18 protein-coding genes are annotated in these 23486 nt (G+C 69.4%); 6 read left to right on the forward strand and 12 right to left on the reverse strand.

What is annotated here, in order from left to right; all coding sequences use genetic code 11:
• The first annotated feature begins 216 nt into the window (after nucleotides 1–216).
• Nucleotides 217–1644: a PAS domain-containing protein gene (locus CDO81_RS18145; RefSeq protein WP_158218342.1), complete on the forward strand. Its 1428-nt coding sequence runs from the start codon at nucleotides 217–219 to the stop codon at nucleotides 1642–1644.
• Nucleotides 1645–1660: 16 nt separating this feature from the next.
• Nucleotides 1661–3826: a GAF domain-containing protein gene (locus CDO81_RS18150; RefSeq protein ID WP_206602127.1), complete on the forward strand. Its 2166-nt coding sequence runs from the start codon at nucleotides 1661–1663 to the stop codon at nucleotides 3824–3826.
• 40 nt (nucleotides 3827–3866) lie between these two features.
• Here CDO81_RS18150 and truD read toward each other — a convergent pair whose 3' ends face one another.
• The 4 genes from truD to CDO81_RS18170 all read right to left on the reverse strand — a co-directional run bounded on the left by truD (nucleotide 3867) and on the right by CDO81_RS18170 (nucleotide 6708).
• Nucleotides 3867–4877 carry a tRNA pseudouridine(13) synthase TruD gene (gene truD, locus CDO81_RS18155; protein ID WP_088484640.1) on the reverse strand — a complete coding sequence of 337 codons (1011 nt, stop codon included), beginning with the start codon at nucleotides 4875–4877 and terminating at the stop codon, nucleotides 3867–3869.
• A 138-nt stretch (nucleotides 4878–5015) separates the two neighbouring features.
• Nucleotides 5016–5279, reverse strand: a complete 264-nt coding sequence (locus CDO81_RS18160) for a hypothetical protein (protein ID WP_144397299.1) — start codon at nucleotides 5277–5279, stop codon at nucleotides 5016–5018.
• A gap of 276 nt (nucleotides 5280–5555) precedes the next feature.
• Nucleotides 5556–6233 carry a biliverdin-producing heme oxygenase gene (locus tag CDO81_RS18165; protein WP_088484642.1) on the reverse strand — a complete coding sequence of 226 codons (678 nt, stop codon included), beginning with the start codon at nucleotides 6231–6233 and terminating at the stop codon, nucleotides 5556–5558.
• Between the two features lie 7 nt (nucleotides 6234–6240).
• On the reverse strand, nucleotides 6241–6708 hold the full coding sequence (locus CDO81_RS18170; protein WP_193466515.1) for an Lrp/AsnC family transcriptional regulator: 468 nt from the start codon (nucleotides 6706–6708) through the stop codon (nucleotides 6241–6243).
• Nucleotides 6709–6798: 90 nt separating this feature from the next.
• On the opposite strand from CDO81_RS18170, the gene ilvB reads away from it, so the two are divergent.
• From ilvB to CDO81_RS18190, 4 genes are all read left to right on the forward strand, one after another.
• Nucleotides 6799–8565 (forward strand): biosynthetic-type acetolactate synthase large subunit, encoded by a 1767-nt coding sequence (gene ilvB, locus CDO81_RS18175; protein ID WP_088484783.1) that lies wholly within the window; start codon nucleotides 6799–6801, stop codon nucleotides 8563–8565.
• 214 nt (nucleotides 8566–8779) lie between these two features.
• Nucleotides 8780–9772 carry a GGDEF domain-containing protein gene (locus tag CDO81_RS18180; protein ID WP_088484643.1) on the forward strand — a complete coding sequence of 331 codons (993 nt, stop codon included), beginning with the start codon at nucleotides 8780–8782 and terminating at the stop codon, nucleotides 9770–9772.
• A gap of 260 nt (nucleotides 9773–10032) precedes the next feature.
• Entirely contained in the window at nucleotides 10033–10929 is an 897-nt protein-coding gene (locus CDO81_RS18185; RefSeq protein ID WP_088484644.1) for an SDR family NAD(P)-dependent oxidoreductase, read from the forward strand.
• 90 nt (nucleotides 10930–11019) lie between these two features.
• Nucleotides 11020–11550, forward strand: a complete 531-nt coding sequence (locus CDO81_RS18190) for a DUF1579 domain-containing protein (RefSeq protein WP_088484784.1) — start codon at nucleotides 11020–11022, stop codon at nucleotides 11548–11550.
• Here CDO81_RS18190 and CDO81_RS18195 read toward each other — a convergent pair.
• From CDO81_RS18195 to CDO81_RS18230, 8 genes are all read right to left on the reverse strand, one after another.
• Nucleotides 11534–12913 carry a glycoside hydrolase family 5 protein gene (locus CDO81_RS18195; protein ID WP_088484645.1) on the reverse strand — a complete coding sequence of 460 codons (1380 nt, stop codon included), beginning with the start codon at nucleotides 12911–12913 and terminating at the stop codon, nucleotides 11534–11536. The two genes, CDO81_RS18190 and CDO81_RS18195, sit on opposite strands and share 17 nt — an antisense overlap.
• A gap of 109 nt (nucleotides 12914–13022) precedes the next feature.
• Nucleotides 13023–14141, reverse strand: a complete 1119-nt coding sequence (locus tag CDO81_RS18200; protein ID WP_088484646.1) for a glycoside hydrolase family 5 protein — start codon at nucleotides 14139–14141, stop codon at nucleotides 13023–13025.
• On the reverse strand, nucleotides 14138–15397 hold the full coding sequence (locus tag CDO81_RS18205; protein WP_206602128.1) for a glycoside hydrolase family 5 protein: 1260 nt from the start codon (nucleotides 15395–15397) through the stop codon (nucleotides 14138–14140). The genes CDO81_RS18200 and CDO81_RS18205 overlap by 4 nt, the downstream gene beginning before the upstream one ends.
• Nucleotides 15394–16980 carry a GH39 family glycosyl hydrolase gene (locus CDO81_RS18210; protein ID WP_241517054.1) on the reverse strand — a complete coding sequence of 529 codons (1587 nt, stop codon included), beginning with the start codon at nucleotides 16978–16980 and terminating at the stop codon, nucleotides 15394–15396. Before CDO81_RS18210 ends, CDO81_RS18205 begins: the two co-directional genes overlap by 4 nt.
• Nucleotides 16981–17033: 53 nt before the next feature.
• Entirely contained in the window at nucleotides 17034–18470 is a 1437-nt protein-coding gene (locus tag CDO81_RS18215; RefSeq protein WP_088484648.1) for an MFS transporter, read from the reverse strand.
• Nucleotides 18467–19834, reverse strand: coding sequence for a GH1 family beta-glucosidase (locus CDO81_RS18220; protein ID WP_088484649.1), 1368 nt, complete (start codon nucleotides 19832–19834; stop codon nucleotides 18467–18469). The genes CDO81_RS18215 and CDO81_RS18220 overlap by 4 nt, the downstream gene beginning before the upstream one ends.
• A gap of 20 nt (nucleotides 19835–19854) precedes the next feature.
• Complete coding sequence (locus tag CDO81_RS18225) at nucleotides 19855–21138, reverse strand: GDSL-type esterase/lipase family protein (protein WP_158218343.1); 1284 nt, start codon at nucleotides 21136–21138, stop codon at nucleotides 19855–19857.
• 58 nt (nucleotides 21139–21196) lie between these two features.
• Nucleotides 21197–23476: a glycoside hydrolase family 95 protein gene (locus tag CDO81_RS18230; RefSeq protein WP_088484651.1), complete on the reverse strand. Its 2280-nt coding sequence runs from the start codon at nucleotides 23474–23476 to the stop codon at nucleotides 21197–21199.
• Nucleotides 23477–23486 lie beyond the last annotated feature (10 nt).

The raw sequence follows: 23486 nt of genomic DNA on the forward strand, positions 1-23486 counted from the left end.
GCGGGTCCATCCGCGGCGGTGACACCTCGGGGCGCACTGCGGCAGGCGCTGCGGCTCGACCCCGGGGAGCGCGCCAAGGAGAGGCGAGGAGGCCGGTGCCCGAGTCGGGTGCCTACGATCAGAGCGTTCGTCATAATCGAACGCCACAGGCCCGGTGCCGCACGTCTTGCGACGCGGCGGCGCCGGCTTGCCACTTCACTGATCGAGACCCCGCCGGTGCCTACACCTTCCGACCCTGACCTCAGTGCGCTCTCGCCGCTGGCCAATGAGCTGGCGACGACCATCGCCCGCGTGGCCAGCGACATTGCGCTGGTCATTGACCGCCACGGCGTGATCTCCGCCGTCGCGGAGGGCGCGGCCGTGCAGGCCCAGGGCTGCAGCCAGTGGGTGGGGCGCCGCTGGGTCGATACCGTCAGCGCCGGCACCCGGCCCAAGATCCAGTCCCTGCTCGACGAAGTCACCCGCAGCGGTGTCGTGTCGCGCCGGCGCGAGGTCAGCCACCCGGCGCAGGGCGGCGATGAACTGCCCGTCACCTGGTCAGCCATCCGGCTCGGGGCTGACGGCCCGGTGCTGGCCGTGGGCCGCGACCTGCGGGCTGTGGCGGCCATCCAGCAGCGCTTCGTGGAAGCGCAGCAGGACATGGAGCGCCACTACTGGAGCCGCCGCCAGGCCGAGAACCGCTACCAGCTGCTGTTCCAGGTGGCCAACGATGCAGTGCTCGTGCTGGACGCCAGCAGTCTGGTCGTCGTGGAGGCCAACGCGGCCACTGCGGAACTCTTCGGCCGCGAAGGCGCCGAGCTGCTGCACAAGCCCCTGACCGACAACCTGCCCGCGAGCGTTCGGGCCGCGGTGCTGGAGCTGTTGGTCACCGCGCGCAGCACGGGCCGTGGCGGCGAGATGCGGGTGCGAGGCCCCGGGTTGCCCGCGGCGCTCGACATCGCTGCCACGCCGTTCACGGTCGATGGCCGCCGCCAGCTGATGCTGCGCGCGCGGCGCGACACCAGCCGCACCGGCGCGGCCGACGGCCTGGCCCTGTCGCGCATGGCCGAGTTCGTCGAGACGACGCCCGATGCGGTCGTCATCACCGATTCGGCTGGCGGCATCCTGATGGCCAATCCGGCCTTCCTGCGCCTGGCCCGCCAGACGGAGGAGGCCCAACTGCGCAGCCGTGCCTTGCCCGAGCTGCTGTTCGACCCCACCGGCGCCTGGGCGCAACTCGTGGCCCAGGTGCGCAGCGCGGGCATGGTGTCCAACCTGGCGATGGACGTGGGCGCGCTGGACGGCAGCCGCCAGCGCGTGCGGGCGTCTGCCGCCTTGATGACCGAAGGTGAGCAGGCCTGCCTGGGTTTCGTGCTGCGCCCGGACCACCGGCTGCCCGAACACCTGGCGGGCGACGACGTGCTGGCCGGGCTGCTCGACCAGGTCGGGCGTGTGCCGCTGGCCGACTTGCTGGTGGAGGTGGCGCATCGTGCTGAGCGCCAGCTGATCGCCAGCGCGCTGCTGCGGGTCGCCGGGCAGATCGACGTCGCCGCCGAGGCCTTGGGCATGACGCCCGAGGCCCTGGCCCTGCGCATGCAACGGCACGGGCTCACGGGGCTGGGCTATCCGGGCAGCCCGTCCGGCTCAGCGCCTTCCCTCAACTGAGCGCCCCGCACACATCGTGGCAGACGAGGCCCACCTGCAGCCCGACCCCGCATTCGGTCAGGCCGACCTGACCAACTGCGAGCGCGAGTTGATCCACCTGGCTGGCGCCGTGCAGCCGCATGGCGCGCTGCTGGTGCTGGACGGCGGCGACCTGCGGGTGTTGCAGGTCAGCGGCAATGTGCAGCGCCTGCTCGGTGTGGCGCCTGAAGGCCTGTTGCAGCAGCCGTTGGCCGTGCTGGGCGGTGACCTCACCGAACGCATCGCCGCGCTGCGTCGCACCGCCGACCTGCGCGAACCGGTGGCCCTGCAATGCCAGCTGGGCGCCGAGCGGCGCGGTTTCGACGCCGCGCTCCACCAGCTGGCCAGTGGCGCGCTGGTGCTGGAGCTCGAACCCGCGCCCGGATCGCCCGTCGACGTGGAACTGCAGGACCTGGCCCCGGAGGTGATGGCCGCCACGTTGTCGAGCGCGCTGCAGCGCTTTGGCGCGGCGCCGTCGGTCGGCGTGCTGGCGGACGCGGTGGTGGAGGTGGTTCGCAACCTGACCGGTTACGACCGCGTGGTCGTCTACAAGTTCGACCCCGACGGCCACGGCAAGGTCATCGCCGAGTCGCGGCATCCGCGGCTGGAGTCGCTGCTGGGTCACCACTACCCGGCCAGCGACATCCCGCAGCGTGCCCGTGCGCTCTACCTGCTCAACCGCGTGCGCATGCTGGTGGATGTGGACGCCCCGCAGGCGCCCCTGATGCCGGCGCTGCTGCCCGGCACCGAGGCGCCGCTGGACATGTCCCTGTGCCAGCTGCGCAGCATGTCGCCCATCCACCTGCAGTACCTGCGCAACATGGGCGTCACGGCGACGCTGACCGCCTCCCTCGTGCGTGAGGGGCAGCTCTGGGGCCTGATTGCGGCCCATCACTATTCGCCGCGTTACCTGCGCAGCACCATGCGTGCCGCCACCGACCTGCTGGCGGAGGTCGCGTCCACCCGCATCTCCGCCATCGAGAACTACGCCCATGCCCAGGTGGCCCTGATGGTGCGGCGGCTGGAGCAGCGGCTGGTGGAGGCCACGTCCACCGAGGGCGAATGGCGTTATGCACTCTTCCGCAACCCGCGCACCTTGCTGCAGCCGCTGGACGCCACCGGCGCGGTGCTGTTCTGCGAAGGCGAGGTGCTCACCACCGGCGAGACGCCCTCCACGCCCGAGCTGCGCGCGCTGCTGGCCTGGGTGCAGGCCGAGGCCGGCGCGGGCGATGCGCCGTTCGCGTGCGCTTCGGTGGGCCAGGCCAACCCGGCGCTGGACAGCCTCACCCCGACGGCCAGCGGCGTGCTGGCGGTGCGCCTGTCCGACCGCAGCCCTGACTGGTTGATGTGGCTGCGCAAGGAGCAGCTGCAAAGCGTCACCTGGGCCGGCGACCCGGCCAAGCCCATGGTCGCCAGCAACCCGCTCGAACTCTCGCCGCGGCGCTCCTTTGCCGCCTGGTCAGAGATCGTGCGTGGTACGGCGGTGCCCTGGTCGACCACCGAAGTGGCCCTGGCCCGCGGTATCGGCGTGGCGCTGGTGGACATCATCGTGCAGGTGCAGGCCGTGCGGCTGCTGATCGCCGAGCATCAGCTGCTGAAGATCCGCAGCGCCGTGGCCGGGGCACGCGAGGCGGTGCTGGTGGCCCATGCGCAAGGCGAGATCGTGTTCGCCAACGACGCCCTGCAGGCCTTGCACGGCGCGCCCGTCGACAAGGGGCGTCCGGTGGCCGAGCTCTTCGCGCTGGCGCCCGTGGTGCAGGAGGCCCTCACCCAGATGCGCGCCGCCCATCACGGCTGGCGCCGTGAGCTGGACCTGCGCGCGGCCGATGGCACCGCCGTGCCGGTGGCCGTGCACGCGGAGCCCATCAGCGGCAACGATGGCCAGATGCTCGGGTTCGTCATCACCCTGATGGACCTGCGCGAGGCCCGCCGCGCCGACACCGCCCGCCTCAACCTCGAAACCTCGCTGCGCGTGGCCGCCCAGAGCAGCGCCAGCGAGGCCGACGAAGTCATCTCGGCCATCCTCACCAACGCCAGCCTCGCTGCCATGGACATCGCCGACGCCCGCGGCGGCCCGCCGGCCGCACCGCTGCTGCAGGAGCTCGAAAACTCCACGCGGCGGGCGGCGGGCTTGTACGCGCAGATTCGCAGCTTCTCGAAGTGAGCGGTCGGCCCGCCCTGGCGCACGGCTGTGAGCCGCGGCCTCACTCGGCCGGGGCTTCCGGCTCTTCCTGACGATCCGGCTCCGTCGTGGCGACGATCTCGCTCAACACCGACGTGGCATAGGTGCCTGCCGGCAGCGAGAAGCTGAGCACGAGTTGATCGGCCTGCGGCCAGTCCCAGGCCAAGTCGGCCGGGTGGGCCACGAGGGCGCGGCGCTCCTGGTCGAGGCCGGCGTGTTCCATGCCATCGCATAGCGTTGCATGGCGTGCGGCGACACCGTTCTCCAGGGTCTGTGCTTCGTCGGTGGTGGTGACGCGGCCGCGTCCCCACAGCGGGCCGGTGGGTCGGCCTGCGGCGTCCATCACGTCGCCAGGCAAGGTCTGGCCCCACAGGCCCTGCTGGATGCGCAGCCCCAGCACCTCATTGAAGACGAAGGAGCGCACGGCCGACAGGTAAATGCCCTTCTTCTTCGGGTTGCGCACGCGGATCTCGCGCGCCAGCATCGCGCGGCCCTGCTCGACGTTGCCGCCGTCATGGCCGAAGCGCTGCGCGCCGAAGTAGTTCGGCACACCCTGCGCCACCACGGCGCGCAGGTTGGCCTCAATGGCCTCGCGGCCGCCCGTCACCTCGCGCAGCAGGATGCGGAAGTGGTTGCCCCGCAGGTCGCCGGGCCGCAGCTTCTTCACATGGCGGCTCTGGCTCAGCACCTTGAACTCCGGGTGCTGGAGCTGGGTGAGGTCCGGCGTCTCGCCCTTGGGCAGGTAGAGGCTGAACCATTGCCGTGTGATGGCGTGGCGGTCTTTAAGTCCGGCATAGCCGACGTCCCAGGTCTGCACACCGGCAGCCTCGGCCAGCCGCTCCGCGACGAAGGCGGTGTTAGCGCCGTTCTTCTCGACGTCCAGCCATACGTGTTCCCCTGCGCCACTGGGCAGCTGCAAAGGCAGCTCGGTCACGACGAAGTCTTCGTTGAAGGACTTCAACGTGGCGGCGGCGCCGCTGGCCGGGTAGGCGCGTGGCCACGAGGGCAGGGTGGTGTAGGCAGGGTGGGTCATGCGGAGTAGGCGGTGCAAAGCGCGATTCTCCCCTTGCACTCGGCAACTCGCGTCTGGCCCGGCGTCGTTCGCAACCTGCCTGAGCGAGCAACCCGGCGGTGTCGCCGCAACGTGCGCCGCCATCGTGGGCAGTGGGCTTCAGCCCTGCTTTAGCCTGATGGCGAGAAGGACCACGGAACCCAGCACCAGCGCACCCATGCCGGCGAAGTAGTGGGCCACCACCAGCGCTAGCCCACCGCAGATCAGACCGGCTCCCAGATACAGGCTGTCTTCACGGCGGGCCGTGGCCGAGAGCGACAGAGCCAGGGAGGTGAGGCCCAGCAGCACACCGAGCCAAAGCAGCTTGTTCAAGGCCGTTTCGTCGGTGAAGGACAGCAGCCCAGGCGTCGTGGCTTCATCCATTCCGCCCGCCGGCGGGTTGCGGATGAGGCCAAGCCGGTCCGCCGTGTTCAGGAGCCACGAGCTGCCGGCGCCGCGCAATGGTTCGACCTGCCTTGCGACAAGCACGCAGACCAGGCCCAGCGCACCTGTGACGATTGAAAGTAGACCCCGTCTTGCGCTCACATAGCTCCCTCAAGCTGACTTCGACGGCCCGCAGGGAGCCGTGGTGACGCTAGCACCACAGACTGGCTGACCGCAACCGAGTGAGCCGCAGTGGACGCAGCGCTGCGAGCAGCCTCAGCCCTGCAACTCCTCGAACATCCGCTGATGCCACCGGAAGGCCTCGCAGGCTTCGGCGACAAAGGCATCTGCCTGATGGGGTGCGAGGGGGAGGGCGTCGAGGCCGGCGCGGAAGTCGTGCTTGAGGGCCTCCACTTCGGCCGTGTCGCCGAAGGCATAGAAGGCGGTGCCGCCGTGGCCGGGCAGGCCGTACTGCCGCTGGATCAGCCGGGCCAGCACCTGGCCGCCGTGCAGGTCGCCGAGGTAGCGCAGATAGGCATGGGCCAGCAGCAGGCTGGGGGCCTGGGCGGCGAGGTGGGTCAGGCGCTCGACGTAGGCGTGCGTGGCGCGGGCCAGCGGCGTGTCGCTGCGCCAGTCGCCGTCGTGGAGCTGGTCGAGGTCTTGCTCCAGGGCGGGCAGGCGGCGCAGTTCAGGACGCCACAGACGCGCATCGGTGTGGGTGGCGTCCAGGCCGGCTTCAAGCGCCGCATAGATGGCCCGCAGGTTGCGCAGCAGGGTGCAGTAGGCCGCCAGGCTGAGTCGGCCGTGCATCAGGTCGGCCATCACGCCGGCGCGTTCAGCCAGGCTGTGGAGACTGCGGGTTTCCGCCTTCAGGCGTGCGGCAAGGCCGGGGGCGGTGGGGTACTGCATGCGCGCATCATGCCCCAGGGGCGTGGCGTCGGGGCGGTGCGGCATGGGTTCGTCAGAGCGCGAGGTTGCCGCTCTTCAGGCGGCGCAGCACGAAGCTGGACTTGCTGTGCCGGATGCCGGGGATCTTGTAGAGCTGCTCGCGCAGCAGCCGCTCGTAGTCGCGCGTGCCCTTCACGGCCAGGCGCAGCACGTAGTCGTAGTCGCCCGACACGAGGTAGGCCTCCAGCACCTCGGGGATGGCCTCCAGCTGGCGGCCGAACGCCTCCAGCGCGTCTTCGGAGTGGGAGTCCAGCGTGAGCTGCACGATGAGCTGGTCGGGCACGCCGACGAGTTCGGCGTTCACCTTGATGGTGTAGCCCTCGATGACCCCCGCCTCTTCCATGCGCTTGATGCGCGCCCAGCAGGGCGAGCTGCTCAGCCCGACCTCGGCGCTGAGCTCCTGCAGGCTGGCCCGGGCGTTGCGCTGCAAGGCCCGCAGCAGGGCGAGGTCGTGACGGTCGAGTTTGATTTCCTGCGGCATTTTGTCGTCTCAGCAAAGTTTGCTGAATTTAGTCGATTGCGTAGGAAATGAAGCAACCTTTTCGGCGCCATGGCTTCCACACTGTCGGCCATGAATGCATTCGTCGACCGCCTGGCCCTGGCCGCACCACCCGCATCGCCGCCTCCCTCGGCCGGCACGCCACGCACCGGTGCCCAGGTGCTGCTGGACACGCTCGTGGAGCTGGGCGTGGATACGCTCTTCGGCTACCCCGGCGGCGCGGTGCTGCCCCTGTACGACGCGCTGCATGGCGAACCGCGCCTGCGCCACGTCCTCGTGCGCCACGAGCAGGCCGCCGTGCATGCGGCGCAAGGCTACGCCCGCAGCACCGGCCGTGTGGGCGTGGTGCTGGTGACCTCAGGCCCGGGCATGAGCAACACCACCACCGGGCTGCTGGATGCCCTGTCGGACTCGGTGCCCGTGCTGTGCATCAGCGGGCAGGTGGCGCTGAGCGCCATCGGCACCGATGCCTTCCAGGAATGCGACGCCCTCGGCATCAGCCGGCCCGTGACCAAGTGGAATGCGCAGATCCGGGATGCCGGCCTGGTGCGTGCCCTGGTACACCAAGGCTTCGAGGCGGCGCGTAGCGGGCGGCCTGGCCCGGTGCTGATCGACTTCCCCAAGGACCTGCAACAGCAGGCCGTGCCGCAGCGCCCCTTGCTCGCGCCGCGGGGGCGCTCGCCGCAGCCGCCGCGCTCGCCGTCTCATGACCTGCGCATGGCCCAGGCCGCGCAATGGCTGGCCGAGGCCAGGCGGCCGGTGTTCTATGGGGGCGGCGGGCTCGTCAACGCGGGGCCGGCCGCCTGCGAGGCCTTCTCCGACGTGGTGCGTCTGGCCGATGCGCCTTGCACGCTGACGCTGATGGGCCTGGGCGCCTTCCCTGCGTCAGCGCCCCAGTGGCTCGGCATGCTGGGCATGCACGGCACCCTGGAGGCCAACCTGGCGATGCATGAGGCCGATCTCATCGTGGCCGTGGGCGCACGCTTCGACGACCGCGTGACGGGTCGGCTCGATCAGTTCGCGCCGCAGGCCCGCGTCATCCACTTCGACATCGACCCCACGTCCATCCACAAGGTGCGGCGCGCCGACCTGCCTTTCGTGGGCGATGCCGCCGAGCTGCTCACGCGGCTGCGGCAGGCGCTGCGCGCGGCACCTCCTGCGCCTGAACGCCTGGCGGATTGGTGGTCGCGCATCGACGGTTGGCGCGCCCGGCGCTGCCTGGCGTTCGACGACACGCCGGAGGCCATCGCGCCGCAGGCACTGATGCAGGCGTTGCAGCGGCAGTTGCAGGGGCGCGATGCCATCGTGTCGACCGACGTGGGCCAGCATCAGATGTGGGCCGCGCAACACCTGGCCTTCGAGGCACCGCGCCGCTGGTTGACCTCGGGTGGCGCCGGCACCATGGGCTACGGCCTGCCGGCCGCCATCGGCGCGCAGATCGCCCATCCGGGACGGCTGGTGGTGTGCGTCAGCGGCGACGCCTCGGTGCTGATGAACCTGCAGGAACTCGCCACCGCGCGCCAGCACCGCACGCCAGTCAAGCTCGTGCTGTGCAACAACAGCCACATGGGCATGGTGCGGCAGTGGCAGCAGCTCATCCACGGCGAACGCTACAGCCACAGCTACCACGAGTGCATGCCCGACTTCGTCGCCGTGGCCCGCGGCTTCGGCTGGCAGGCGGCGCGGGTGGACGAGCGCGCGGCGCTGCCGGCAGAACTCGCGCAATGCCTGGCGTCCGAGGGGCCGTACTTCCTGGATGTGCGGGTGCGCAGCCAGGAAAACTGCTTTCCGATGATCCCGGCGGGGCGAGGGCATCAGGAGGTGATGTTGGGGGGCTGAGTGGCGACCAGCCTGACCTCACGGAACGTTGACCGGGCCGGGCCTTGACGTTGGTCGCAGAAAGGGAGCGCGCGACAGTACGCATGCGTCACTTTCCCTGCGCATGCGGCGATTCCTTGTTGCCGTGCAGAAGTCCACATGCACCTCAAGAGTCCGCCATCGAATGGCTGGGCGAGCCGCGTACCCTTCGGGCGCTTAAGGGACGGACGAATCCATGGCACGCCGTGATGACGCAGATACTTTCGAGCGCGATCGCCAGTTCGAGCAAACGTTGGGGAAGAGGGAGCTGGTGTTGTCTGGCATCGCCCTGTTCACCATGGCGCTGGCCGGCTTCGCCACACGAGACGCCTTCCCGATTTGCCTGCTGATTTACGCCCTGGCGTGCGCGCTCGCGTGCACGGGAATGCGGTGGATTCTTCGTCAATCGGATAGCCGCTTTGACGGGGTCGTGCCGCCGAATCTCCTGCTCGTCACGAAGCTCGCTGCGTATCTGTCGTCCGTCGCGCTGCCGGTTGGCGTGGTGGGGTACGGCCTGAGCCGCTGGGCTCTTTCGAGCGCAGCGCCGCTGCCGGATTTTGCCGATGAGCTGAACGCATTCGGAGCGATCGCTTCGGTGCTGTTGCCCACACTGGAAGTTCCCACGCAGATCTGGAGTCGCAGGGCCGTGGCCTCACTGGCGGCTGACGAAGACGCCCTGAAGCAGGTGGCCGCACTCGAACGGCTCGCCTATCAGGATCCGCTCACGGGGCTGGCGAATCGCCGATGCTTCGAGGAGGCGCTGACGCAGTTGGGTGCTGACGGACAAGAGTTTGCAGTGATGTTCGTTGACTTTGACAAGTTCAAGCCAATCAACGATGAGCATGGGCATGCGGTGGGTGACGAATTCTTGAAAGCTATCGCGCAGCGCATCCAGTCACTGGTTCGCCACGGCGACCTGGTCGCGCGACTCGGCGGTGATGAGTTCGCTGTTCTCATCAAGGGCGGAGACGCTCACGGCGCTTCCACGCAGCTGGCTGAGCGCTTCACGCAGGCCATGCATGAGCCCGTCGCGTGTGCCGGGGTCGACCTGCGGTCCACTGCGAGCGTCGGCATCGCTGTCGGCAGGACCGGTGTCGATGACTGCGAGCATGTGGTGCACAGGGCAGACATGGCCATGTACGAGGCGAAGCGAGCCGGCGGTGCCCGTTTCTGCATGGCGGGCCTCTAGAGCGAAGAAGCCCCAGAGACCAAGCGCGTGCCGTTGAGGTCGGCGATGAGAGCCTCGCAGGCTTGGGCGAGTCTTGCGTGCGTTCGGGTGCCGCCAACGGCGCTCGATGGCCTCGATCGCTGCAAAGCCGCCATCCTCAGCAGACCAACTTCGACCCCGCTGGGGCATCACCATCAACGGCCGCCGCCAACCCGAGTCCCGGCCCGCCCCCATCTGCCCACCGCGAGAATGCAGCTTTCTCCTCTGCTGGAAGGACGCGAATGAAGCAGTTGCTGCAGGGCCGCGTGGCCATCGTGACGGGTGCGGGCGGTGGCCTGGGACGGGCGCATGCGCTGGAGCTGGCGCGTCATGGCGCGCGGGTGCTCATCAACGACCTCGCCGGTGCCCACGCCGGCCAGGGCGCTCGTGCGGTGGCCGACGAGATCCGTGCGGCGGGTGGCGAGGCGCAGGTGCATCTGGGCGACGTGACCCGTGCGGAAGACATGCAGGCCATGGCCGCGCAGGCGCTGGCGGCGTGGGGGCGCATCGACATCCTGGTCAACAACGCGGGCATCCTGCGCGACAAGAGCTTCGCCAAGATGTCGCTGGAGGACTTCCGCCTGGTGCTGGACGTTCACGTGATGGGCGCGGCCAACGCGACTCACGCGGTCTGGCCCACCATGCAGGCGCAGGGGCATGGCCGCATCGTCATGACGACCTCCTCGTCGGGCCTGTACGGCAATTTCGGCCAGGCCAACTACGGTGCGGCCAAGATGGCGCTCGTGGGCCTGATGCAGACGCTGGCGTTGGAAGGCGCCAAGTACGACATCCGCGTCAACAGCCTGGCGCCGACCGCGGCCACCGGCATGACGCACGGCATCCTGCCGCCCGACGCGCTGGAGCGCCTGGCGCCCGAGAAGGTCAGCCCCGCGCTGATTCCGCTGTGCGTGGACGATGCGCCGACCCGCATGATCCTGCTGGCCGGCGCCGGCAGCTTCGAGGCAGCCCACATCACCATGACGCGCGGCATCCACCTCGCCGATACCGCCACTGCAGGCGAGCAGCTCTGCGCGCGCCTGGCCGAGGTGAGCGACCGAGACGACGAGACCGTGCCCGGCTCGGGCTTCGAGCAGTACCGCAGCGAAGTGGGCAAGGCGGCGGCCGAAGCGTCCGACTGAGCTGGGCGGCCGCAAGCGCCTCACCTGACGCGCCCTGGCAGGAGCCGGGGCGCAGACTGCACGGCATCTCCTTGACTGCGGATGCCGCCCATGTCTTCCTTGCCAGCGACTGCATTCCTGCCGGGCACACCGCAGGACTTCGACTTCTTCATCGGCCGCTGGCAGGTGCGCCACCGGCGGCTGCAGCAGCGGCTGGTGGGTTGCGACACCTGGGACCACTTTGAGGGCATGAGCCAGGTCCGGCCCCTGCTTGGCGGCGCGGGCAATGTCGATGACAACTGGCTTGACCTGCCGGGTGGCGGCTACCGCGCGGTGTCGTTGCGCAGCTTTGACGCGGCCACGCGGCAGTGGTCGATCTGGTGGCTGGACGGCCGCCTGCCGCACCGGTTGGACCCGCCCGTCGTCGGCCGCTTTGCCGGTGGCGTGGGCGAGTTCCAGTGCGACGACATGCTGGACGGCCAGCCCATCCGCGTGCGCTTCCTGTGGACGCAGACCGACGGCCCGCAGCCGCGCTGGGAACAGGCCTTCTCGGCGGATGGCGGCCAGACCTGGGAGAGCAACTGGGTGATGGAATTCCAGCGCCTGGCCGCAGGCGGCGCAACCGCTACTTGGCTGCGTTGACGATGGCGCTGATCAAGCCGGTGTGCACCTGTGCGCCGGTGTTGCGGTCGACCAGACCCATGCTGTGGTTGGCATTGGGCGAACCCGCATCCCACCACACCGGCACCGCGCCGCGTGTCCAGGCGGCGCGGGCAACGTAGCGCGCCCAGTTGGTGCGGTAGGTTTCGGCGCCGCTGTACTCGGTGCGGCGGATGGCGCCGAACTCACCGAGCATGATCGGGATGCCGGCATCGACGAAGCGGGTCTTCAACTTCTGGAACTGTGCGTCCACATAGGCTTCATTGGCCCAGGTCTCGGTGTTGGCTGCGCTGGTGGCCGACGCGCCCCACTGCCAGATGCTGCTGTTCTCGTTGAGGCTGAAGTTGTAGGGGTCGTAGAAGTGCACCTCCATCATCAGCCGCTTGGACGCCGAGTCGGCGGGCACGGTGGCGAAGTTCACCGTGTGATCGATGTTGGTGTTGAAGCCCTGCACGATCAGGTGGCGGGCGAGGTTGTTGCCACCGGTGGCGCGCACCGCATTGACGAAAGTCTGGTTGAAGCTGTTCTGCACCGTGTAGTACTCGACGGTGGGCGTGCCGTAGTCACCTTCCACCATGACTTCGTTGGTGCCGGCGAACAGCAGGTTGTCGTCGTAGGTCTTGAAGTTGTTGGCGATCTGCGTCCAGAACTTGGTGATGCGGGCGTTGACCGCGGCCTGGTTGGCGTACTTGGGCACCATCCAGCCGCCGTCCCAGTGGATGTTGATCATCACGACCAGGCCGGCGTTCCTCGCGTCGTTCACCACTTGCGTGACGCGGCTCATCCAACTCGCGCTGATGTTGTCGTTGGCGTCGGCGTACTGCTTCCAGGCCACCGGGATGCGCACGGTCTTGAAGCCGGCTGCCTTGAGGCCGTTGAACAGCGCCTGGTTGGCCTGCGGGTTGCCCCAGGCGGTTTCACCGCCGATGGCCTCCAGGGTGTTGCCGAGGTTCCAGCCCGCGCCCATCAGCTTGCTGAACTGCAGGCTGGTCAGGTCGCGCATGCCGGGCACGGTGAGGGTGAAGGCCTGGGTCGACTTGGCACCGCAGCTGTTGGTGTAGGTGGCGGTGGCGGTGCAGCTGGCCTTGGCGGTGAGGGCCTGTTCGCGCGCCGAGCCTGAGGTGCCGCAGCCGCTCCACGCCCAGCTGCCGCCGGAGGTGGGCTGCGGGCCGAAGCTGAAGGTGTTGCCGGCCACGACGGTGGCGGTGGCGGAGTTGGTCCAGGTCGAGCCGACCTTGATGTAGGGCTTGATGGCGGTGGCCGCGCAGGTCTGCGCCTGGGCGGCTGGGGCGAAGGCCACGGCCAGCGCCAGCAGGCGCGCGGTGGTCCAGAGTCGTGCAGTCATGGTTTGTCTCCTGAGGATGGCAGGCGGCGCGGCGCCTCGTGTCGGGCACCTGCGCCGTGGGGGCGGTCGCAGCCTTCCATCTGCATCCCGCGGGCTCTCCGGCCGTCGGCTAGGTCGCGGTGCCGAGCAGGGCCTGGATGAGTTCGGGGTAGACCTGGGCGCCGGTGCGGCGGTCGAACAGGCCCATGCCGTGCTGGCCCGTCACGCCGTTGTCCCAGTAGACGGGCACGAGGCCGTGGGCGCGGGCCGAGCGGGCGATGTGGCGGTTCCAGGCGATGCGGTAGGCCTCGGCGCCGGGGCGGTCCTCGCGGCGGATGGCACCGAACTCGCCGAGGATGACGGGGATGCCCCGGTCGATGAAGCGGGCCTTCATCTTGCGGAACTGCGCATCGGCGTGGGCTGCATCGCCCCAGGGCGCGGTGGCCTTGGCGTCGCGTGCGGCCGCACCCCATTGCCAGATGGCGCTCTTCTCGTCGAGCGTGAACTCGTAGGGGTCGTAGTAGTGCACTTCCATCATCAGCCGGTCGCGCACCGTGTCGCGTGGCATCACGGCGTGGGCGATGGTGTGGTCGATGTTGGTGTTGAAGCCCTGCACGATGAGATGGCGCGTGGCGTTGTTGCCGCCGGTCGCGCGCACCGCGTCGACGAAGGTCTGGTTGAAGCCGTTCTGGACCGCGACGTACTCGGGTTTGGGCGGGCTGTAGTCGCCCTCGACCATGACCTCGTTGGTGCCGGCGAAGAGCAGGGTGTCGTCGTGATCCTGGAAGCGCCGGCCGATCTGCGTCCAGAAGCGCGTGATGCGGCGGTTGGCCTCGGCCTGGCGCGCACGCGTGGGCTGCATCCAGCCACCGTCCCAGTGCAGGTTGATCATCGCGAAAAGCCCGGCCCGCTGCGCGTAGCCGACGACCTCGGCCACGCGTGACATCCAGCGCGCGCTGATCTCGTCGTCGGCGTTGGCGTACTGCTTCCAGGCCACCGGGATGCGCACCGTGCGAAAGCCCGCGGCCTTGACGGCATCCAGCAGGGCCTGCGTCGCAGGCGGGTTGCCCCAGGCGGTTTCGCCGCCGGTGGCTTCGAGGGAGTTGCCGAGGTTCCAGCCGGTGCCCATCCGCTGGCTGAGCTGCAGGCTGGTCATGTCACGCATCGCCGGCTCGGCATGGCTGGCGCCGGTCAGGGGCAGGCCAGCCAGGGCCAGCATCGCCTGAAGGGATTGGCGGCGGCTCGTCATTTCGTGCCCTCCACCAAGGCGGCCAGCACCGGCGCGTCCAGCACTAGATTGCGGCTGCGGTCCAGCAGGCCGCCGGTGTCCCACACGAAGGGCAGCAGGCCGAGGGCGCGCGAGCGCTGGGCCACGGCCTTGTAGTAGGCGGCGCGGCTGGACTGGTGCAGCCGCAGGGCGTCGCCGGTCAGCGTCTTGCTGCGGTCGATGGCGCCGAACTCACCGATGACGACCGGAATGCCCTTGTCGACGAAGCGGGTCTTCATGCTGCCCAGCAGGCTGTCCACGCTGCTCTCCTCGCCCCAGGTGGGGTTGTGCGCGGTGTCGGTCGTCGAATGGTTGCCGGCGCCCCAATAGAAGAACTGGTTGCCCCAGCTCTCGTCCTGGGTCATGCCGGTGAAGTTCCAGGGGGTGTAGTAGTGCACCTCCAGCATCAGGCGGCCACTGACGGTGTCGGTGGGCATGGCCGTCATCAGCTGCGTGGTCAGCTCGATGTCGGTGGACGGGCCCTGCACGACGAGGTTGCGCCAGGCGTTGCGGCCGCCGGTCGCACGCACCGCGTCGATGAAGGTCTGGTGGTAGCTCATCAGCACGGCCATCTGCTCGGCCGTCTTGACGTTGGGCTCGTTGGCGCTGGCGAACATCAGCCGGCCGTCCACGTCCCGCAGCGCGGTGGCGATCTGCTGCCAGAAGGCCTTTTGCTTGGCGTTGTTGGCGGCCTGCTTGTCGGGCGTGACGTTGTTCTCCAGCCAGCCGCCGTCCCAGTGGATGTTGAGCAGGACGGTGAGGTCGGCATCGATGCAGTACTGCACCACCTCCTTGATGCGGGCCAGCCAGGCGGCATCGATCTTGGCGGTGGTGGCGTCGGCGTACTGGTTCCAGGCGGCCGGCAGGCGGATGGCATTGAAGCCCGAGGCCTTGGCGAATTGCACGAAGGCGGCGGTGATGCGCGGGTTGCCCCAGGCGGTCTCGCCGCCGGTGGCCTCCAGCGTGTTGCCGATGTTCAGGCCCAGGCGCACCTTGGCGGCGGCCTGCACGGCGTTGTCGGTCATGCCGGTGGCGTCTGCGGCCTTGGGGCTGAGGTTGTAGTCGGGGTAGGGCGAACTGTTCGGCGACGGCGCCGGGGCGGGCGCAGGGGCTGGAGCAGGTGCGGGCGCGGGTGAGGGCGCCGGGGAAGCGGCCACGGCTGTGCCGCCGCCACCGCCACCGCCGCCACAGCCGGCGAGGCCGGCCGCCAGGCCCAGGGTCAGGTCGCGCCGCTTCACCGGGCCACCCGCTTCAAGCTCAGCAGCACCACGTCGTGGCTGCGCAGCGCCAACGTGAGGCTGGCCGCGCCGTTGGCGCCGACCTGGATCTCGCGCCGCACTTCCGGCTTGTCGGTGGTCAGCCGCTGCAGTTCGGCGAGTTGGGCGGCATCGAGGTTCTTGGGCGAGCCCATCTTCAGGTAGGGCGTGTGCGCATCGTTGGCGAGGTAGCCGGTGCGCTGCTGCCTGATCTGGTAGCGGCCGGGTGGCAGGTGGCGCAGCTCGACGGTCACGGTGCCCACGTCGCGGGCCGGCTGCGGCTTGCCGAAGAAGCTGCGGTTGCTGACCTTCTGGCCTGTGTTGCGCCAGTCCCAGACGAGGGCCTGCAGCTGCTCGCCATCGGTGGCCGCCCAGGTGAAGGCATCGGCGGTCGGCACCTCGCGGCCTTGCAGTGCGGCGAGGTACTTGTAGGCGAACCACACCGGCTTGCGGATGCCCTCGTGGGTCATCAGGCCAAAGCCGCCGTGGAAGGGCGCGTCCGGCGGGCCCGGCTCCTCGAAGAGGTCGGTGTAGGTCCAGTAGCTCATGTGCTGGACGAGGCCCTGCGTCTGCTTGAGCTTGGTCAGCACATAGGCCGCGCTCATGTAGCTGTCGTGCACGAGGTCGCGCGGGTTGTAGCTGGTGCTCCACTCGGTGAAGAACAGCGGCAGGCCTGGCAGGTGCGAGGCCTCAATCTGCTGGCGCACGCGCCGCACGTCGCCGACGATGGCGTCGGGGTTGGGCGACAGCATGCGGTCTTCCACGCCGAATTCGTCGAGGTAGCCGTGGTCCACGCCGTAGGTGTGGGTCGTGACGAAATCGACCGGCGTGTTCGTGGCCTTGGCGTGAGCCAGGAACTCCGGCACCCAGGCCGCGCCGGCGGTGGACGGGCCACCCACGCGCAGCGCGGGGTCGATGGCCTTGATGGTCTTGGCGGTGCGGGTGTAGAGGTCGAAGTAGGCGGCCTGGTCGGCCTTCTCCCAGAAGCCGTCGAGGTTGGGTTCGTTCCATACCTCGAAGTACCAGCTGCGCACCTCGGCGGGGCCATAACGCTGCAACAGGTGGCGGGTGAAGGCTTCGATCAGGGCCACCCAGCCGGCGGGCTCGGGGTGAGAGGTGTTGCCTTCCCAGTAGAAGATTTTGTTGTCGGAGGTCTTCAGCGCCAGCGGCGTGAAGCCGAGCTCGACGAAGGGCTTGATGCGCCGCGCCAGCAGCGCGTCGTAGAGCTTGTCGATGTTCGTGAAGTCGAACACCAGCTGCCCGGCGGCGTCGCGCGTGACGGTCTTGAACACGTCATGGAAGATGGCGTGAAAGCGCAGGTAGCGAAAGCCGAGTTCGTCGACAGCGGTCTTGAGCTGCGCGAGTGAATCGTCGCGGAACAGCGTGCCCGGGAAGTCGGAGCCCACGCAGTGGTCGAAGAAGCGGTCCAGCGGCGTGGTGGCCCGGGACAGGTCGAGCATGATGTGGCGGGCCTTGGACCGGGTGGCGGGAGCAGCCTGCACGCCGCTGAGCAGTGGCGCGGTGGCGACGGCGGCCAGCAACTGGCGGCGGCGTTGAGAAATCACGGATGTCTCCTCGGAGGGGGCAAGAGGCGGACAGGCGGCGCGTCGATGGCGTCTCAGACCTGACCGCGGGTGGCTTCGAGCCGCTGGCGGATCTCGCCCATGCGGCCTTCCGTCAGCGGGAAGCGCAGGATGGCGATCAGGGCCAGCACCAGGCCAATGACCGGGATGCCGGACAGCAGGAGGCGGATCCAGAAGATGGCTTCCGGTGTCTGTACGGCCTGCTTCGAGTCGAAGCCGGTGAATTGCAGGATCCAGCCTGAGGCGCCGACGCCCAGCGCGATGCCGACCTTGGTGATCCAGGACTGGCAGGCCGAGAACGAGCCCTCGCGGCGTTGGCCGGTCTGCATCTCGTCGTAGTCCACGACGTCGCCGATGGTGGCGCCGTAGAGCGTCCAGAAGCCCGCGCCGGTGAAGGCCACGAAGCCGCAGGCGAAGAGCTGCAGATAGGGGCGCTCGGGGTCGTACAGCCACCAGTCGCCGATGAAGGCGGCGATGGCCATGATCAGCACCGTGGCGAGTGCTGCGCGCTTGCCCTGCCGGCGTGCGATCCACGAGAAGAACGGAATGCCGGCGAAGCCGAAGGCCATTCCCGCGAGGCCCATGGCGGTGTTCCATTGCGTGGCCAGCGTCACGTCGCCCTTGCAGACGTAATAGACGGTGGCGTAGTAGCCCAGGGCACCCACCATGGCCGTACCGATGCCGTAGGCCAGCGCCATCAGCAGCACGGCGCGGAAGGGCTGGCAGCGCAGGGTGCGCCAGAGCGTGTCGGCAAACGGGATGTGCGTCTGGGTGCGCGACACGAGCTTCTCGTAGTAGCGCTCCCGCGTCAGCAGGAAGATGGCGATGGAGACCGCCACCATGATGGCGCCGAGGACGGCGGTGTAGACCTGGGCGCCACGCAGGATGTCGGGCTTGCCGCTCTCGTCGTGGAAGATGGCCAGCGTCGTGAACTGCGCCGCGAAGAACATCGCGAGCTCGGGCAGCTTCTGGATGGCGTTGCGGATGGCCATCACGGTGGTGCGCTCGTGGTAGTCGGGCGTCATCTCCGACCCCAGGCTCACCCAGGGCATGTTGAAGCAGCTCATCACCGGCACGTAGATCACCATGCTGACCAGCATGAAGATGAAGTACTGCGTGTCGGTCCAGCCCCGGCCCACCGCGAACATCAGCGGCAGGCCGATGCCCGCCAGCACGCCGCCCACCAGGATGAAGGGGCGACGGCGCCCGTAGCGGGTGCGGGTGTTGTCGGAGATCCAGCCGAAGATGGCGTCGCTCGCGGCGTCGATGAAGATCTTCACCATCTGCACCGTCGAGATCAGCCCCGGCGCCACGCCCAGGAAGATGTTGAAGACGTGGAAGGCCAGCGACGGGTAGAGCCAGTGGCCCCACATGTCGAGGAAGGCGCCCAGGCCGAAGCCGATCTTCTGGCGCATCGGCAGCCGGTCGCTGCCGGGCGTCACGCGGTCCAGGTGCAGGGTGGCGGCGTTCACAGGATCTTCCTTTCGGCCATCACCTGGGCGTAGTAGCGCGCCGAGAGTTTGGGCGTGCGAGTCTGGGTGGCGTAGTCGCAGTGCACGATGCCGAAGCGGCGCTGGTAGCCGTCTTCCCACTCGTAGTTGTCGATGAAGCTCCACAGGAAGTAGCCGTGCAGCGGCACGCCGTCGGCAATGGCCCGGTGGGCTTCGCGCAGGTGGTTGCGCAGGAAGTCGCGGCGGTGCAGGTCCAGCACTTCGCCGTTCACCACCGGCTCGTCGTTGTAGCCGCAGCCGTTTTCGGTGATGTAGAGCGAGGCGTGGCCGTAGCACTCGGCCGCGAAGCGCGTGGCCCAGTAGATGGACTGCGGCACCAGGCGCAGCCAGGGGCTGTCAGCCCGCGGGTAGTTGATCGGGTTGGGCAGCGCCTCGTAGGCGGCACCACCCGTGCTGGCGCGCACATAGGTGCCGGTGTAGATGTTCAGGCCGAGGTGGTCGGTGGGCAGGCTGATGAGGTCGAAGTCGCCGGGCAGCACCTGGGGCGCATCGGCGCCGACGCGATCAAGGTAGTCCTGGGGGTAGCGGCCTGCATGCATGGCGCCCAGCACGTGGGCGTTCTTCTCCAGGAACCAGGCCTTGGCGGCAGCGATGTCGGCCGGTGTCTCGGTGACCGGGATGCAGACGTCGCAGTTGTCGGTCAGGCCGACCACGGCGCCGGCACCGCCGAACTCGCGCACTGCACGCACGCCGTGGCCGTGGCACAGCAGCGCATGGTGGAAGGTCTGGTTCACCACGGCCGCGCTTTCCTGGCGGCCGGGCGCCTTGGTGCCGTAGCCGTAGGCCAGTTGGGTGAAGCAGCGGATCTCGTTCATCGTGATCCAGTGCTTGACCTCGCCCGCGAAGGCCTTCACCACCGTGTCGGCATAGCGGGCGAAGGCGTCCACGGTCACGCGGGCCGTCCAGCCGCCGCGGTCTTCCAGCGACTGCGGCAGGTCCCAGTGGAACATCGTGACCCAGGGCGTGATGCCGTGCTTCTTCATGCTCGCGAATAGGCGGTGATAGAAGTCCAGGCCGGCGGGGTTGAGCTCGCCATCGCCGTTGGGGTAGATGCGCGGCCAGGCCAGCGACAGGCGGTAGTGCTTGACCCCGAGCGAGGCCATCAGGGCGAAGTCGTCGTCGAAGCGGTGGTAGTGGTCGCAGGCGACGTCGAGCGTGTCGCCGTCATGCACGGCGCCGGGCTGGCGGCAGAAGCGGTCCCAGATGGATTCGCCCTTGCCGTCCTCGAAGGCGGCGCCCTCGATCTGCGGCGCGGCGGCGGCAACACCGAACACGAAGTCGGCGGGGAAGGGGCTGGCGTAGGTGAGGGAGGTCAGTGCGGTCATGGGGTCAGGGGCCGATGCCGTCAGGGCGTCAGCCAGGAGGTCAAGAGAGGAGCCAGGCTGCGGGCCCAGAGGTCGTAGCCCTTGGGGCTGAGGTGGAGCCAGTCGGGCAGGATGTCACGGGACAGCGTGCCGTCGGGGTTGGTCAGCGTGCTGCCGATGTCCAGGAACACCACCTGCCGGCCATCGGCCAGGGTGGGCAGCAGCGCATTGATCTTGGCGTTGTGGCGGCGCAGCAGGCCGTCAGGCTTCTCGTCGCGCGGCAGCAGGGCCAGCAGCAGCACCTTGGCCTGCGGCTGGCGGCGGCGTATTTCGTCGAGGTTGGCGCGGATGCCGGCCACGGTGAGCGCTGGGTCTTCCAACCGCTCGCCGGTGTTGTTGGTGCCGATCAGCAGCACGACGGCCCGGGGTGCCATGCCGTCGAGTTCGCCATGCTGCAGGCGCCACAGCAGGTTCTCGGTGCGATCGCCGCCAAAGCCCAGCGCGACGGCGTTGTATGGGGCGAACTGCTCGTGCCAGGCGGCCTGGCCTTCCTTCTCCCAGCCCTGGGTGATGGAGTCACCCAGGAAGACGAGCTGGACCTGCCGGCCGGCCTCACGGTGAGCACGGATCTCGGCGAGCTTGGCCTCATGCCGCGGCCCCCACCATTCCACGGCCCAGGACTCCTGCAGCGGCTCCGGCGTGACGGACTGCGTGCGGTAGTCGGGGCAGGCGGTGTTGGGCGTGCCGATGCGTTTGAAGGCGGGCGGGCTGATCCGGATCTCGCCGCTGCCGGTGCCTTCCAGCGTGAAGGGCACCGGCACGGCACGGAAGTCGTCGCCCTCGCGCCAGAAGCACTTCAGCGCCAGCGACACGTGCTGTCGGCCCTGGCCCGCCAGTGCGCGGCCGGCGAACAGGAAGGGGACTTTGCGCTCGCAGTCGGTGCCGCAGCCGAGCTTGAACTTCATGCCGCCGCGGGCGAGGTCGACCACGTCCAGGTCGAACTCGACGGTGCCGCGCGGCACGTAGGCCTGCAAGTCCAGCGGCGGGCCGCCTTGCCAGCGCAGCTGCGCGATCCAGCTGTTGCTGAACTGCAGAGTCAGCAGGCCGTCATCACCCCGCGATGCGGCGACACGGCTGGCGGGCACGCGCGGCTGGGCCGGCTTGGGCACGGTGACACGGTCGCCGGTCAGCGCGGTCTCGCCTTCGAAATCGGTGACCGCGATCTGCCAGCCGCGGCTGAGGTCAGCGGTCTGCGAGGGCGCGGCTCGCGCGGCGCCGAGGCAACACAGCCACAGAGACACAGAGGCACAGAGGAATCGGTGCATCAGACCGGTGTCTCTGTGTCTTTGTGTCTCTGTGGCTGTGTTCTTGAACGCGTCCATGTCAGTCCAGTTCACCAGCACGCACCGTGCGCGCCTGGCCAGGTTTCAGGTGAAGGTCGAGCGTGCGATCGCCAATGCGCAGCCGGCCACCGCCGGCGCCGGCGACCGAACGCACGGTGGTGCTGCGCACGCGGCCTTCGGCCCACGTGATGTCGACCAAAAAGCCGCCACGCGCGCGCAGGCCCCGCACCGAGCCTTGTGGCCAGGCGGCCGGCAGCGCGGGCAGCAGGTCGAGGACGCCGTCGTGCGATTGCAGCAGCATCTCGGCGATGGCGGCCGTGGCGCCGAAGTTGCCGTCGATCTGGAAGGGCGGGTGGGTGTCGAACAGGTTGGGGTTGGTGCCGCCCTGGTGCACCTCGGCGCCGGGCCGGGCGGCCTGCGCGCCGGGCTCGGCCAGCAGGCTGCGCAGCAGGCGGTAGGCGCGGTCGCCGTCGCGCAGGCGGGCCCACCAGGCCATCTTCCAGGCCATGGACCAGCCGGTGCTCACGTCGCCCCGGGCCTCCAGCGTCTTGCGGGCTGCCGCGGCCAGCTCGGGCGTGCGGGCGGGCGAGATCTGCCGGCCTGGGAAGAGGGCGTACAGGTGGGACACATGGCGATGCGTGTCGGCCGGGGTGTCGAGCACCGGGTCCTTCAGCTCGTCCAGCCACTCCAGCAGCTGACCCCAGCTGCCGATGCGGGGGCCGGCCAGCCGGTCGCGCAGCGCCACGGCGCGGTCGTGCTCGGCGGTGTCGCCCAGCACGGTGGCGGCCTGGGCGAGGTGGTCGAAGAGGTCCCAGAGGATCTGCTGGTCGTAGGCCACGCCGTGCTGGATGGGGCCGTGTTCGGGTGACCAGCCGTTGGGGGCGACCAGCCTGCCGTCCGGCAGCGGTTGCAGGCGGTCTTCCCAGAACTCGCCCACTTCCTTCATGACCGGCCAGGCCACGTCGCGCAGGAAGGCACGGTCCTGCGTGAAGGCGTAGTGCTCCCAGAAATGGCGGGCATACCAGGCGTTGCCGGTCATGTTCCAGAGGTAGCTCTGGGCGCCGAAGGGGTTGGTCTCGGTGCGCAGCGCCCAGCCGCGCATGGGTCGGCCGTCGGCGCGCAGGAAGGTTTCCTGTGGCGGCTGGACGGAGTTGTCCCACGGGGGCGTCTCGGGGGGCAGGCGCGACGGGTCGAGCCTTGCCAGCGCGGCGCGTTCACTCACCGCGCGTCGCCACATGGGAATCAGTCGCTGCACGAAGCGGTGGAAGGGCCGGGCCGACTCGGCGAGATTCGTCACTTCGGCCGGCCAGTAGTTCATCTGCAGGTTGATGTTGGAGTGGTAGTCGCTGTTCCAGGGCGGCTGAAGCCGGTCGTTCCACAGGCCTTGCAGATTGGCGGGTAGAGTGTCGCGCGAGCTGCTGAGCAGCAGGTAGCGGCCGAACTGGAAGTACAGCGCCTCCAGCTCGGGATCGCCGCCCTTTCGGGTGTAGGCGGCCAGGCGGGCGTCGGTCGTGAGGGCGCGGCGCTCGGCGGGGCTCGCGCCCAGGTCGAGCTGCACGCGGCCGAGCCGGGCGCGCACGTCGCGCTCGTGGGCCGCGAGCAGTTGCGGCCAGCGCGGCGCGTCGGCGGCCTGGCGCTGCACACGGGGCAGGGGTGGCTGACCGTCTTCGAAGCTGGTGCCAGCCGCGAGGACGAGGGTGAGGGCGGTCACGCCATCGAACCGCAGCGTCGTGCCTTGCTGGCTCAGCCTGCCACCCTCATGCTGCACGCGCAGCTGGCTGGCGTAGGCGAGGCCGTTGGGCAGCTGGCCCACGGCGGCGAGCGTGCGGCCGGCGGCGCTCAGCGCAGCGCCGTGGCGGTCGGTCAGGGCGATGCTGCCGCTGTAGCGGCCGGGCCGGTCGGCGGTCAGCCGCCAGGCGATGACCTGGGCCGGGTGGCTGGCCACCGCCTCGCGGGTGAAGCGCACGCCGTGCTGGGTGTAGCGGAGGCGGTTCACGCCGCGAGCGATGTCCAGCTCGCGGCGGTACTGCTGCACGGACGCGCCGGCCCCATCGAGCGTGAGCACGACGTCGCCGAAGGGCTGGTAGGCGCCCATGGCCTGGGTGTCGCCCGTCCACAGCGTGATGTCATTGAACTGCAGCCGGTCTCTCGCCACCTGGCCGAAGAGCATGGCGCCGAGCCGGCCGTTGCCGATGGGCAGGGCCAGCTGCTCCCAGCCCTGGGGCGCGTCGGGGGCCGGGGCGGCATAGCGCAGCACCCACTCGGCCGCCTGCAGGGGCGGCGACAGGGCGAGGCAGCAGGCGAGCAGCAGGCGTTTCATGCGCGAGGGC

It is taken from the genome of Roseateles puraquae (assembly GCF_002205845.1).
GTDB lineage: Bacteria > Pseudomonadota > Gammaproteobacteria > Burkholderiales > Burkholderiaceae_C > Pelomonas > Pelomonas puraquae.